This window comes from Bradyrhizobium sp. USDA 4506, assembly GCF_054058795.1.
The window spans coordinates 2,427,131-2,441,046 of the sequence record NZ_JBSSBM010000002.1 but is presented as its reverse complement, the minus strand read 5'-3'; the positions used below and the strand labels follow the sequence as shown (position 1 = coordinate 2,441,046).

Annotated in this window: 11 protein-coding genes; 6 read left to right on the top strand and 5 right to left on the bottom strand. The window is 62.7% G+C overall.

Going from position 1 to position 13,916, the window contains the following annotated elements:
• Window positions 1–44 precede the first annotated feature (44 nt).
• A complete protein-coding gene (locus tag ACVIHF_RS13625; RefSeq protein ID WP_253608839.1) occupies window positions 45–938 on the bottom strand; it encodes a DMT family transporter in 894 nt (297 codons plus the stop codon).
• An 807-nt stretch (window positions 939–1,745) separates the two neighbouring features.
• On the opposite strand from ACVIHF_RS13625, the gene ACVIHF_RS13620 reads away from it, so the two are divergent.
• From ACVIHF_RS13620 to ACVIHF_RS13610, 3 genes are all read left to right on the top strand, one after another.
• Entirely contained in the window at window positions 1,746–5,519 is a 3,774-nt protein-coding gene (locus ACVIHF_RS13620) for a vitamin B12-dependent ribonucleotide reductase (RefSeq protein ID WP_456792170.1), read from the top strand.
• A gap of 139 nt (window positions 5,520–5,658) precedes the next feature.
• Window positions 5,659–6,534, top strand: a complete 876-nt coding sequence (locus ACVIHF_RS13615; RefSeq protein ID WP_456792169.1) for an RNA-directed DNA polymerase — start codon at window positions 5,659–5,661, stop codon at window positions 6,532–6,534.
• Window positions 6,535–6,833: 299 nt separating this feature from the next.
• Window positions 6,834–7,682, top strand: coding sequence for an SDR family NAD(P)-dependent oxidoreductase (locus ACVIHF_RS13610; protein ID WP_253641398.1), 849 nt, complete (start codon window positions 6,834–6,836; stop codon window positions 7,680–7,682).
• Between the two features lie 133 nt (window positions 7,683–7,815).
• Here ACVIHF_RS13610 and ACVIHF_RS13605 read toward each other — a convergent pair whose 3' ends face one another.
• Together ACVIHF_RS13605 and ACVIHF_RS13600 are read right to left on the bottom strand one after the other, a co-directional pair.
• A complete protein-coding gene (locus tag ACVIHF_RS13605; protein WP_309145202.1) occupies window positions 7,816–8,205 on the bottom strand; it encodes a lysozyme inhibitor LprI family protein in 390 nt (129 codons plus the stop codon).
• A gap of 93 nt (window positions 8,206–8,298) precedes the next feature.
• The gene (locus ACVIHF_RS13600) at window positions 8,299–9,006 is read right to left on the bottom strand and encodes a L,D-transpeptidase (protein ID WP_168859022.1); all 708 of its coding nucleotides are present in this window, start codon (window positions 9,004–9,006) and stop codon (window positions 8,299–8,301) included.
• 352 nt (window positions 9,007–9,358) lie between these two features.
• On the opposite strand from ACVIHF_RS13600, the gene ACVIHF_RS13595 reads away from it, so the two are divergent.
• Window positions 9,359–10,054 carry a hypothetical protein gene (locus ACVIHF_RS13595; protein WP_253608844.1) on the top strand — a complete coding sequence of 232 codons (696 nt, stop codon included), beginning with the start codon at window positions 9,359–9,361 and terminating at the stop codon, window positions 10,052–10,054.
• 283 nt (window positions 10,055–10,337) lie between these two features.
• Entirely contained in the window at window positions 10,338–10,592 is a 255-nt protein-coding gene (locus ACVIHF_RS13590; protein ID WP_063790162.1) for a hypothetical protein, read from the top strand.
• A gap of 97 nt (window positions 10,593–10,689) precedes the next feature.
• Here the strand turns inward: ACVIHF_RS13590 and ACVIHF_RS13585 are convergent, their stop codons facing one another.
• Both ACVIHF_RS13585 and ACVIHF_RS13580 read right to left on the bottom strand, forming a co-directional pair.
• On the bottom strand, window positions 10,690–11,814 hold the full coding sequence (locus tag ACVIHF_RS13585; RefSeq protein ID WP_456781916.1) for a metallophosphoesterase: 1,125 nt from the start codon (window positions 11,812–11,814) through the stop codon (window positions 10,690–10,692).
• 316 nt (window positions 11,815–12,130) lie between these two features.
• A complete protein-coding gene (locus tag ACVIHF_RS13580) occupies window positions 12,131–12,721 on the bottom strand; it encodes a hypothetical protein (RefSeq protein ID WP_253608845.1) in 591 nt (196 codons plus the stop codon).
• 311 nt (window positions 12,722–13,032) lie between these two features.
• Here ACVIHF_RS13580 and ACVIHF_RS13575 point away from each other — a divergent pair, with 311 nt between their 5' ends.
• Complete coding sequence (locus ACVIHF_RS13575) at window positions 13,033–13,761, top strand: hypothetical protein (protein ID WP_253608846.1); 729 nt, start codon at window positions 13,033–13,035, stop codon at window positions 13,759–13,761.
• Window positions 13,762–13,916 lie beyond the last annotated feature (155 nt).

Here is a 13,916-nt window from a genome sequence, read left to right as displayed (position 1 = left end):
CGTTCCGACCCCTCCCCGCAAGCGGGGCGAGGTGGAGTCCATCGCTACCTCGTCGCGAGCGCGACGCCGGCGAGCGTGAACAGCAACGCGACGATCTGGCTTGGCCCCAGCGGCTCGTGCAATGCGACCGCGGACGCCACCACGCCGATGACAGGCACCGCCATGGTGCCGATCGCCGCCACCGAGGCCGGCAGGCGGGCGAGCGCGGCGAACCAGGCGACATAGGCGACGCAGAACTGGATCAGCGTCGAGTAGACCAGCAGCCACCAGCCGACCGTCGTGATGCGGTCGAGATGTGTGGTCTCGATCAAGAGGCCGACGATCGCGATCGGCACGCAGCCGAGGCCGATCTGCCAGGCCGCGGCCGGGATCGGCGGCATCACCAGCGGGTACTTCTTGGCCAGCACGGTGCCGAGCGCAAAGCCGAAGGCGCCGCCGAGCGCCATGATGATTCCCGGCAGCTTCTCTCTGCTCGCGGTGATGCCGCTGCCGCCCATGATCGCGGCGAGGCCTGCAAAGGCCATCACCAGCGCGATGGTCCGCAGCAGCGTCGGCCGCTCGCCGAGCACCGGCCAGGCCAGCAGCGAGGCCCATACCGGCATGGTGTAGGCGATCAGCGCCGCCTCGCTCGCCGGCAGCCAGAGCAGCGCGAGCCCCATCAGCACCATCCAGCCGGTGACGTTGAGCGCCGCATACAGCGCGAGCCGCGGCCACAGCCGTTTCTCGACATGCAGGCTCTGGGCACGGATCAGCGCCAGCACCGCGAGCAGCACGGCGCCGATCACCCCGGTGGTGCCGCGCAAGGTCAGCGGCGGCAGCTCGCCGAGCAGGAACTTGGTGGACGGCCAGTTGAACCCCCAACCCACCGAGGTGATGGCGAGGAACATCAGGCCGGCGGGCGCAAGGCGCGGCCGCGCGGAGGGCTTCTGGACTGTCATGGAACCCGGCGGGGATGTGAGTCGGCCTCACCTTGCCCGCGATTTTGTCGCCCGACCATCACGGCTCTGACATGCCTGATCCGTACTTTGCCCGTAGGCCTACGTGAGTCCCCAAAATTCAATCCGGGACCGCGAATAAAAACTTCGCCTGTGAACAGCGGGGCGAAGCTCCGATCCACAGGCGATAGGAATTTTTTTGGCTTGGGAATCCCTGAGGACTCACCGATAGTTGGCCCGATCACAGGCGCGGCACCGACCCCTGTTATCCCCCTCTTTCCACCATATTTAGTGTTTGATTCAGAAACTCGTACTAGTCCTTGACGGGCGTGACGGACATGGCCTAGCTTTCAACCTGTTCGGCGCGAGTGTGTTTGGGTCCCCGCCGGTCGCTCCCACAAGGGTTCCAAAATGACCACTCCGCCAGGCCCTCGGGCCGCGGGTGAAGGGCTTTTCTGCCCTGATTTTGGGGCCGCCGTCGGGGACGACAAACGGGCCGCGAAGGACCCGGAAACAGAGGCCGCAACCGGCCCGCAAGAAGCGTACGCGTGACGTGTCGCGTGAAGCGTTTGGGGCGTTGAATGCATGACCCGGAGCACCCGACCAGTCGGGCGCCGCGCCGGGACGATGCCGCCGCAGGACCGGTCATACCGGTGCCCAGCGGATGAGAGAAAACAGGCCGGATCCACCGGCTGAGCTGCGGATGACGGGAGGCGTGCTGACGCGTGTTCCCGGAGTCCGCGAACAGACAACATTCCGGCACCTGCGGGGAAACGTGGGGCCGGGCAGAAGAAGAGACGGGGCTCGACCATGCGAATCGAACGACGCAACACCACCAGCGGACAATCTCCCTATGCCGGGATCAATTTCCGCCTGACCACATCAGAGATCCGCAATCCGGACGGCTCGGTCGTGTTCCGCGCCGAGAACGTCGAGGTTCCGGAGTTCTGGTCGCAGGTCGCCTCCGACGTGCTGGCGCAGAAGTATTTCCGTAAAGCGGGCGTTGCCGCGCGCCTGAAGAAGGTCGAGGAAGAGACCGTGCCGTCGTGGCTGTGGCGTTCGGTGCCCGACACCGAGGCGCTTGGCCTCCTGCCGGAGAACGAGCGCATCGTCGGCGAGACCTCGGCCAAGCAGGTGTTCGATCGCCTCGCCGGCTGCTGGACCTATTGGGGCTGGAAGGGCGGCTACTTCTCCACGGAAGAAGACGCCCTCGCCTTCTTCGACGAGCTCCGCTTCCAGCTCGCAAAACAGATGGTCGCGCCGAACTCGCCGCAGTGGTTCAACACCGGGCTGCACTGGGCCTACGGCGTCGATGGCCCCGGCCAGGGCCACTATTACGTCGACTGGAAGACCGGCAAGCTGACCAAGTCGAAGTCGGCCTATGAGCATCCGCAGCCGCATGCCTGCTTCATCCAAGGCGTCGGCGACGACCTCGTCAACGAGGGCGGCATCATGGACCTCTGGGTGCGCGAGGCGCGCCTGTTCAAATATGGCTCCGGCACCGGCTCCAACTTCTCGAGCCTGCGCGGCGAAGGCGAGAAGCTGTCCGGCGGCGGCCGCTCCTCCGGCCTGATGAGCTTCCTCAAGATCGGCGACCGCGCCGCGGGCGCGATCAAGTCGGGCGGCACCACGCGCCGCGCCGCCAAGATGGTCGTGGTCGACGCCGATCACCCCGATATCGAGACCTATATCGACTGGAAGGTGAAGGAGGAGCAGAAGGTCGCCGCCCTCGTCACCGGCTCCAAGATCAACCAGAAGCACCTCAAGGCCGTGATGAAGGCCTGCGTCAACTGCGAAGGCAGCGGCGACGACTGCTTCGATCCCGAGAAGAACCCGGCGCTCCGCCGCGAGATCAAGCTCGCGCGCCGCGCACTGGTGCCCGACAACTACATCAAGCGCGTCATCCAGTTCGCCAAGCAGGGCTACAAGGATATCTCGTTCGACACCTACGACACCGATTGGGATTCCGAGGCCTACCTCACCGTCTCCGGCCAGAACTCCAACAACTCGGTGTCGCTGAAGGACGATTTTCTGCGCGCGGTGGAAACGGACGGTGACTGGAATCTGGTCGGCCGCACCACCAAGAAAGTCACAAAAACGCTGAAGGCCCGCGACCTCTGGGAGAAGATCGGTTACGCCGCCTGGGCGAGCGCCGATCCGGGCCTGCACTTCAACACCACGATGAACGACTGGCACACCTGCAAGGCGTCCGGCGACATCCGCGCGTCCAATCCGTGCTCGGAATACATGTTCCTGGACGACACGGCGTGCAACCTCGCCTCGGCCAACCTGCTGACGTTCTACAGCACCACCACCAAGCGGTTCGACATCGAGTCCTACGAGCACCTGTGCCGGCTCTGGACCATCGTGCTCGAAATCTCCGTCATGATGGCCCAGTTCCCGTCGAAGGCGATCGCCGAGCTGTCCTACGAATTCCGCACGCTCGGCCTCGGCTTCGCAAACATCGGCGGCCTGCTGATGACCATGGGCCTGCCCTATGACAGCAAGGAAGGCCGTTCGCTGTGCGGCGCGCTGACCGCTGTGATGACCGGCATCTCCTACAAGACCTCGGCCGAGATGGCGGCCGAGCTCGGCACCTTCCCGGGCTACAAGAAGAACGCCGCGCACATGCTGCGCGTGATCCGCAACCACCGCCGCGCCGCCCACGGCAACGCCGCCGGCTACGAGGCGCTCTCGGTCAACCCGGTGCCGCTCGATCACGCCTCCTGCCCGCAGGAGGACATCGTCACCCATGCCAGGCTGGCCTGGGACGACGCGCTGGCGCTCGGCGAGGTCAACGGCTATCGCAACGCCCAGACCACCGTGGTGGCGCCGACCGGCACCATCGGCCTGGTGATGGATTGCGACACCACCGGCATCGAGCCCGACTTCGCGCTGGTGAAGTTCAAGAAGCTCGCCGGCGGCGGCTACTTCAAGATCATCAACCAAGCGGTACCGTCGGCGCTGCGCGCGCTCGGCTATCGCGAGAGCGAGATCGCGGAGATCGAGGCCTACGCCGTCGGCCACGGCTCGCTGTCGAATGCGCCCGGCATCAATGCCTCGACCCTGAAGGCCAAGGGCTTCACCGATGAAGCCATTGCCAAGGTGGAAAAGGCGCTGCCGACCGCGTTCGACATCAAGTTCGCCTTCAACAAGTGGACTTTCGGCGAAGACTTCATCCGCGACCAGCTCGGCATCGGCGCGGAAGCGATCGCAGCCCCCGGCTTCGACCTGCTCCAGGCCGTCGGCTTCACCAAGCGCGAGATCGAGGCCGCCAACGTGCACATCTGCGGCGCGATGACGGTCGAAGGTGCCCCCCATTTGAAGGCCGAGCACTACCCCGTGTTCGACTGCGCCAACCCCTGCGGTAAAATTGGAAAACGCTACCTCTCGGTCGAGAGCCACATAAGGATGATGGCGGCCTCGCAGCCGTTCATCTCGGGCGCGATCTCCAAGACCATCAACATGCCGAACGACGCCACGGTGGAGGACTGCAAGTCCGCCTACCTGTTGTCGTGGAAGCTGGCGCTGAAGGCCAACGCGCTGTACCGCGACGGCTCGAAGCTGTCGCAGCCGCTGAACTCGCAGCTCATCGCCGACGACGAGGACGAGGACGATGCGGTCGAAGCGCTCTACGAGAAGCCGATGGCCGCGCGTGCCGCCCAGGTCTCGGAGAAGATCGTCGAGAAGCTGGTCGAGCGCATCGTCGTGATGCGCGAGCGCGAGAAGATGCCCGATCGCCGCAAGGGCTACACCCAGAAGGCGGTTGTCGGCGGCCACAAGGTGTACTTGCGCACCGGCGAATATGACGACGGCCGGCTCGGCGAGATCTTCATCGACATGCACAAGGAAGGCGCGGCGCTGCGCTCCTTCATCAACAACTTCGCGATCGCGGTGTCGCTCGGCCTGCAATACGGCGTGCCGCTGGAGGAATATGTCGATGCCTTCACCTTCACCCGCTTCGAGCCCGCGGGTCCGGTGCAGGGCAACGACTCCATCAAGTACGCGACCTCGATCCTCGACTATGTCTTCCGCGAGCTCGCGGTGAGCTACATGGCGCGCTTCGATCTCGCCCATGTCGATCCGAACGAGTCTGGCTTCGACGCGCTCGGCAAGGGCGTCGAGGAAGGCAAGGAGCCGGATGAGGCCCCCGCCCAGCACCAGGCCACCAAGTACCTGTCGAAGGGCCTGACCCGGTCGCGCACCGACAACCTCGTCGTCATGCGCGGCGGCTCGGCCGCGGTGAGCCCGGGCGCCGACAACGCGCCCGCCGGCAACCGCGTCACCGCGCTCGCCTCCCACGGCGCAACCTCGCGCGGCGCCTCCGACACCGTCGAGGGCGCGGTCGCCCTGAAGCAGGAAGTCAGCCACGACCTCTCGCCGACCGAGAAGCTCGAGGCGCTGAACTGGAGCAAGCCCGGCACCGCAGCCGCCGCCGCCCCGTCCAAGGCCGAGCGTCGCGCCGAGGCGAAGGCCAAGGGCTACGAAGGCGAGATGTGCTCGGAGTGCGGCAACTTCACGCTGGTGCGGAATGGGACCTGCATGAAGTGCGATACTTGCGGGTCCACGACGGGGTGTTCGTGAGAAGAGCCAGAAGACGATAGTCTTCTTCACGACCGGGCTTGGCCCGGGCATCCACGAAGGGCGGCCCGAAGGGGCCGCCCTTCTCTTTTGACCAGATAACCTTTATGAGCAACTTATACGCGTAACTACGGGGCGATACATGCCTGTCAAGGTAAGCATCGGCGATCATCCCACTTTCTGGAAATTCGCGGCCTTCGGCTTTTTGCCAGAAGTACTACCTCCGATCTTTACGTCGGTGGGCTTCGCTAACCAGTGCCAGCTCGGGGTCGACGTTGACTTAAAAGGTCACACGTTTGATCGCATTTCCTACAGCTGCACCAAAAGAGGTTATTCAAGACGAGTGTTCAATTTGATGCACCCGATATCCGTTGCGCTAGCATCGGGCTGGCTGTCCTCGCATTGGGACAAGATAGCGGATCATTGCAACGCTTCAAAATCAACTGCGTCGCCGCTTTCCCTATCCGACGGCCAAGGAACGGACCGCGCGATCCGGACGCCCTCCTTTGAAAACGTGCAGCGTGAAGCAAAGAACCGCTCGGCGCGTGCCCGGCACATTATCAGGGCCGACATCGCCAAATTCTATCCATCAATTTATACGCACTCGATCCCATGGGCCCTTCATGGGAAGCAAGCGGCAAAGTCTAATACGGATCCAAACGATCCAAACAACTACGGGAACCACATGGATTGGGCTCTGCGACTGGGCCAATCAGGACAAACCGTCGGTGTACCGATCGGAACTGACATATCCAGGGTAACGGCCGAAATAATTGGTTCGGCGGTCGATCGCATCGTTCTCGAACGGTCCGGGTCGCGCGCGGTCGGTTATATTCGAAATATAGATGATTTCTATATCGGATGTACCAGCTTAAACATGATCAACAGGCCCAACGACTATTGCATCGGATTCGAGATACGCGCACCTGGATGCTACGTGGAAGGCACGAACTATCTGATCGTCGAGTATGGAAGGCAACTCGCGATCGTTACCGAGGCCAACAAGGGCCTCAGCTAAAGATCCCCGTCCAATACCCATACTCCATTAGAGAAATTCAGAGCTGTCTTTCGTGGTCGTGAAAATGAAAGCAAGGCAAGCGTAGGACGAATTAGCCGAAGGCATAATCCGCCCTTTCGGTGAAAACGATCGCGGCGGGTTACGCTTCGCTGTCCCTATCCTACGCTCCGCGCTTAGATCACCTGGGCCAGACGCAGACATCCGGCACGCTTCCCAATCGCGCGAAAGTGCGGTCATATACCGTCCGGGGGCACTCGGCGTTTGGGGCGAGGGTCTCGGCTTGCGGGGGGAGAATGCGCGTGAAAGAACTCGCTGGAAAGACCGCGTTCGTGACCGGTGCAGCGTCGGGCATCGGACTGGGGATCGCGACGGCTTTGGCCCAGGCGGGGGCGAAGGTCATGCTTTGCGATATTGAGGAAGCGGCTCTGTCCGCGGCGCTCGAGCAACTGAGGCGCACCAACGTCGATGTCGACGGCGTGAAAGCGGACATCTCCCTCAAACCCGAACTCGTGGCGGCCGCCGAAGCCACGACTGCCCGCTACGGCAAGGTGCACATCCTCGTCAACAACGCGGGCGTTGGTGGCGGTGGGCCCTATGGCACCTGGACCGACGGGTCGTGGGATTGGACACTGGGCGTCAACCTGATGGCGACCGTTTGGGGAATCGAGATTTTCGGGCCGTTGATAGAGCAGCATGGCGAGGGTGGACACATCATCTCCACAGCCTCGATCGCCGGTCTTATTTCAGGGGCCAGCAACGCATACAATGTTTCGAAATACGGCGTTGTCGCGCTATCCGAGGGACTGCGGCTTGAACTCGCACCCCGCGGAATCGGCGTATCGGTGCTGTGTCCCGGGTTCATCCGCACGCAAATCGTGAACTCGAGGCGCAACCTTCCCGAGCGCTTCGAGGGGGCGGTCCGTACCTTGCCGACGTCGGGCCCGATTGCCGAGCAGATCAATCTGATCCGCCAACGCGTCTCTCAGGGCATCGATCCCAACTATGTCGGTGAGCTCGTCCGCGAAGGCATCGAAAACGACTGGCCCTATATCTTCACCGACCTCGAATTCGAGCCGATTGTCGACGCGCGCTTCGCCGCAATCAAGCAAGGCTTCGACCGGATCCGCGGGCGCACCCCGAAGCGATGAGCGCGCAGCAAGCGTAGGGCGGATGAGCCAATGGGCCGCGCGAATGCGCGCCCGATGACAGGCTCCGCGACATCCGGGACAAGCATCACAGCACGTGACCACCCGACTCCGCATATCGCTTCGCTCCTGCGGGCTACCGGCTGGCACGCTTTTCAAGAAGCAGCGTGCGGTCGGCGATGTCCCTCAATTCGAACGCCTGGGAGTCGAGGAATGCGACGGAGCCGTTGTTGGGGTCCGCGGCGAGGCGATGGGTTTCGCTGAGATGATGCTTCAGCCAGGCCCGCTGCTCCCTGAGCAATTGCGCGTGCGCCTCGCCCTTCGAGCTGGCGAGAAGGGCTTGATAGGCGGTGTTGAGCCTCGTGTCCCACTTATCGATTTCGGTCTTGCCGCAATCGAGCATCTTCGTCGACACCCCTTCGGCCTTGTCCATGCACGCATCATACTCGACGCTTTGCTGCGCGCGGACCGATAAGGTCCCGAGCACGAGCATCGCCGCAACAATGACTGGCCTCCGCGAAAGCATCACCACGTCCAAATCACCCTGCCTGCGTCTTTCGACAACCATCGCCGCACAAAGGCGTCCCTGGCAGCGCCTGGGGCCGACGGCCGACGCAGTTTACGCCGGCAGCACGATCACCTTCGTTTTGAGGGGCGTTCGCGAATAGAGGTCGATCATGTCCTGACTGAGGAGGCCGGTACAGCCGCTCGTAATACCGTTCCCGATCGTTTCGGGGGCGCTGGTGCTATAGATCGTGTAAAGCGTGTACACCCCATTTTGGTAGAGGTAGAGCACGCGCGCGCCAAGTGGATTGTCGAGACCCCCCGCCATGCCGCGAGCATATTTGCCCGCCTCCGGCTGGCGCGCGATCATCTCCTTGGGCGGCGTCCAGGTCGGCCATTCGGCTTTGCGCCCGACATAAGCCTCCCCGCTCCACCGGAACCCATCGCGGCCGACATTGGCGCCATAGCGGGTCGCGTTTCCTTCGCCTTCGATGCGGTAGACATAGTATTTGCTCGGATCGACGATGATCGTACCGGGCGCCTCATCGCTGTGGTACTTCACGGTCTTGCGGAAATATTTCGGATCGACCTTACTGACGTCGACCGCGGGGATCGGGAATTTCTCGTCGGGCACGGGTCCGTAGACCTTCTCCGCCTCGGCCAGGCTCATGTAGTCGGACGCACAACCGGCCAGGCTCAGTGCGGCGAGACCAGCAGCAGAACCGACCAGAAACGCCCGGCGGTTGAGAAGCCGCGACCGAGGCCCAGGCAGAGCGCCCTCGCCCATCGCACCAGCGTCGGCAATTCCACGGTCCATGATCATGATTTCTGATTTTCCCTTGTCCCGTTGCGCGGCCGAAGCAGACTTTGGCATACAGTAGAAGGGAAAAGAAAAGTTCTTCGTCATTGTCTGAGGTTGACCAACAGATGGTCTTGTGAATCCTTCCGAGAACAATGCGAGAACTTCGGCGGATTACGCTTCCGCCTTCGCTCAATGAGCTAAAGGTCGGCGGGTTACGCCTTCGGCTAATCCGCCCTACGCGATGGCAACAACTGATTGATCACGTTTTCATGCGATTGATCTGCGGCGCTTTGTCGGACCAAATTAGTATGGAATCACCGCCCCGCCACCCTGCCGCATTCCATGCGGAAAATGAATCGAAGGTGAAAACCCAATGAGACGCGTTGTCCAGGCTTCGCTCGGACTCCTCGCATGGAGCATTCTCCAAACCTCGCCCGCATCCGGCCAGCTCAAGGGCAACGCCGACAACATTTGTCGGAACGGATATTTCCCGCGCGAGAGCACCGACTACAGGCTGGCGAAGATCAAAGGCGCAGCCGGCGACAGGATCTATTTCCGCGGCGACGGCAACGAGCGTTGCCCCGACGACCAAGCCTGTCGTCTGAAAACTTATGTCGTTCGCAACGATGAAGTCATTGTTTCCCGGACGTCAGGCAAGTTCGCATGCAGTTGGTTTCAACCTCGCAAGGGCACTGAGACGGTCGGCTGGATCGAGATCGAAAGGCTTGCGTGGCAGGAGGACATACGACGACCGGCAGAACGGGATTGGCTCGGCGAATGGCGTGCCTACGACAACGTCATTCGCATCTCGAAATCGAAAGAGGAAGGTCAGCTGGCCATCAAGGGCGAGGCCATTTGGGGTTCGGGCAGCCGCACCCATTCCGGCGAGCTTGATTACGAAGCAAAACCTTCAGGCGATAAGATGAAATTCGGTGACGGGACGGACGAACTCGACTGTCAGGTCACGATGCAGCTCGTCGGCAAGTTACTGGTTGTCGGCGACAACCTCCATTGCGGCGGGACAAACGTCTCATTTTCAGGTGTCTACCAAAAGAGACCGACGCGATGAACATCTCGCGGCTCGTAGGGCGGATTAGCGCAGCGTAATCCGCCCTTCGTCGCGGTAACGCCGAGCGGCGGGTTACGAGGAGTCTATCATCGGACACGCGCTCCGCGCGATCCGTTGGCGAACCCACCCTATTCGTTACGTGCTTGTTCGTTTCGCTCAGGCCGCCTTCGCTGCACCTCGATCGCGAAGAGATTGGTGTGAAGCTGGCAAGATCATTGCCGCTGTCAGACCGAGATCGGCGGGACGAAATCGACCCGTTGCGGACGTAGATGGGTCGGCCATAATGTCTTCTTTTCAAGGCAATTCGGTCGGAGGCGAGATGGTCGATCCGTGGCCCGCAGATGCAAAGTTTCAGATGGGTGACTATGCCGCCAAGAAAGGGCGAGCATCATGGCGCGGTCGAATCGTTGGTTGGTATCGTACGGATTTGACCAGGCTCGGATATGCGATCGAGAGCTACTTCGAGCCCGGCTCGGTGCAGATTTACCCGGAGACGGCGATCGACGCATGGCAGCCGCCGGCCTTGGAACGTGAGTGACCGATTCTCACCCTCCTGCGACCTTCGGAACGTCCGCGCTAACCCGGCCACCTCGGCGCGCCATCGCAAGCGTCACGGCGTCATTGCAATCGATCGGTCAGGTGTCGCCCGCCACGCGCAACGTGATCCGGGTCAATTCGGACGGGCGGCCGAGCCGCAAGGCAAAGCCGGGCCATAGCGCGGTGCCGTTGTTGACGTAGAGCGTCATCCCGTCGACGTCGTAGCGGCCGGAGACGAAGCCGGCATTGGCGCGCGCGGCGAGGCGATCGATCCCCAGGATCAATCCGCCATGGGTGTGTCCGGAGAGTTGCAGCGCGACGCCGAGCCGGGCTGCCTTTCGTGCGTCGCTCGGCTGGTGGTCGAGCAGGACGATGGGCGCGCCTTTCGGGGCGCCGTCGAGAACCGCGGCAAGGTCGCGGATGGAATGCCCCCGGTGGCGCGACGCGCGATCGGTAATCCCCGCGATCACCAGGCGGCCGCCACCGCGTTCGAGCACGATGTGCCGGTTCTCGAGCGAGCGCAGGCCGAGCGCTTCGTAGTGCGCCATCCAGCCGTCATAGCCGAAGATATATTCGTGATTGCCCGAGATCACGTAGACGCCATCGGCCGCCATCAGGTCGCGCAGCGGCGCGATGCCGCCCCGCCGCGCATCGATGGTGCCGTCGATCAGGTCGCCGGTGATCGCGATCAGGTCGGCGCCGAGCTTGTTCGATCGCTCGACCACGGCGCGCGCCCATGGCGCAGGAAACAGCCGGCTGATGTGAAGATCGGTCAGTTGCAGGATGGTGTAGCCGTCGAACGCTCGCGGAAGTCCGCGGATCCCGACCTCGACATCCCTGAGCGGCGGAATGCGCATCGCCTGATGGACGCCGATCGCGGCGGCTGCGGCCGCGACCGCTGCAAGTGCGTAGCGGACGCCATCAGGCGCGCCGACGAAGCCGCCGTGGATCAGCGCGGCAACCAGCAGCCCGGCATCGAGCGCCAGTTGCAGCAGCGCCAGCAGCATGATCGCGCCGAACGCCCAGTTGAACAGGACGACCACCGGACGCGGAAACTCCGGCGAGAATTCCGATCCCGACGACAGCCTGTTCCAGCGGTGAAACTGCAAGGCGACCAGCACAAGCAACGCGGCAACGATCTTTGCCGCGAGCGGCCAGTCGAGCGGCCAGATGAAGCGGGCCAGGATCAGCAGGCTGGTCAGGCCGAATATGAGCTGGGGAATAGGTCTCGCTCCGGATCGGATCGGTTAAGGCTGTGCGGGTCGGCGCCCTGCGAAGGTAGGGTGGATCGGCCGCGGGCGTAAGCCGCCATCGTCAGCACATTTTCGGCAAGTCGCGCTTCGCCGAAACGCCCTGCGCTTTTGTCCCAGTAGCCCGATGAGCCAACGGGTCGCGCGAACGCGCGCCCGATGACAGGCTCCACGACATCCGGGATCCGCCTCGCAAGAACACGCCACCGGCCCCCGCATATCGCTTCGCTCATGCGGGCTACGGGCTGGCCGCCCCTGTGTCATGGCGCATACGCCAGAAGCCGCCCGATCAGTCTTCGATATCCGCAATGCGCCTGAGCACGATCACGACGGCGAGGACCAGGCCAAGTACGCCGCCGGCAACTCCGGCCAGACCAGAACCGAAGGCGCCACTGACATCCCGGTCGGACAGAACGAACGCAACCACTTCAGCGGCAAAGCCCATCCCCAGCGTCAGAGCCATGATGATTGCGACGGATTTGAAGAGTTCGATCGCAAATCGAACCGCCATGTCTTCCAGGGCGTCGAGTGCGCGGGTCATACGACGATCCGGACGAGGCACGGCCGGGCGAAGCGCGCTCCGATGCGTTCTGATTGAGGCGCTGGAGGTATCGCCGATCAATCGGTTCGCTCGGGGATTGTCGTTGGGATCGTCGAGGGCTCTGATGTCCCGCTTGAGTTCTCGCCGCACGATCAGCGTAACAAACAGCGCAAGACATAAAAGTACGGCCAGGCCAGCGTAGATGCTGATGCTACCTGCCAACAGGATCAGAAAAGCGCCGGCCCACCCGAACGCCTCGCCACAAACGTAAGCCACCGCCGTTGTGGCGATATCGGCGAAAGACGGTCTTCTTTTGGCGACGAAATCCGCCAGCCGCATCGGTTTGCCTTTCGACAGTCCGCTTCTGCACGATCAGCCTCAATCCATCAAGATGTGGAGCTGCGGTCGTCGGGTGCAATCCTTCCGCACGCAACGGCGGCGAGAATCACAAAAGCCGCTGCAAAGGCGGCCAAAAGCTCCTCTCAAATAAAACTTGAACATCGCTCATTTTCCTGATTTATTGTTGAACAATGTTCATTTCTGCGGAGCCGGTGATGCAAACCACCTCCTGGACGGACGGATCGATCGGGCCCAACCGATCCGTGAAATCGTGGATCAAGTACGCCCCGACGATCATCACGATCGGCATCATGGCGGCATTCGCGGCGCACGGACGCATCGCACAGCCGGCCCACTACAACGATTTCGCCGACCACTCGGCCCTCTTGGGCATCCCCCACGCAGGCGATGTCTTGTCGAACATCGGCTTCGCCCTGGTCGCGAGCTGGGGCTGGCTGGCGCTGCGCCCTCACCGCAACAGCGATCAGCTTCGCACCGGATGGCCGGGCTACCGCCTGTTCCTGATCGGATTGTTCCTGACCGCCTTCGGGTCCGCGTTCTTTCACCTCGCCCCCGGCAATGGCCGGCTGACCTGGGACATGCTGCCGATTGCGCTTGCCGGCGCGGGCCTGCTCGTCGGCGTCCGCGGCGACACCCAGCCGGGATCGAAGACGAATATCGAAGCGATCGTTCTCGGGCTTTACGCCACCGCCAGCGTCGCGTGGTGGGTCGCCACCGACCGGCATGGTACGGGCGACCTTCGACCGTATCTGCTGCTGCAGGTCCTCCCGCTCATCCTGATCCCGCTCTGGCAGTCGATCTATCGTGCGCCGCGCGCCGACCGCATCGCATTCGCCGCCGCGATGATGTTGTACGTTGTGGCCAAGATCGCCGAGGTGCTCGACCATCAGATCGCAGACACGCTTCAGTACGTCAGCGGACACACCTTGAAGCATCTGCTCGCGACTTCAGCCACGGCCGCAATCGTCTGGGGACTGACGCGTCGGTTCTCCGATAGCGGTGGTCGAGCGTGCGAATGAGGACTGTAGGATGGGTAGAGCGAAGCGAAACCCATCAGGCTGCAAGCCGAGTGGCGAGATGATGGGTTTCGCTGCGCTCTACCCATCCTACGCTACGCTGCTGACCGCCGAAGCCATTGTGCAGCAATGGGCTGCCTGCACTATTTCGGAATAAT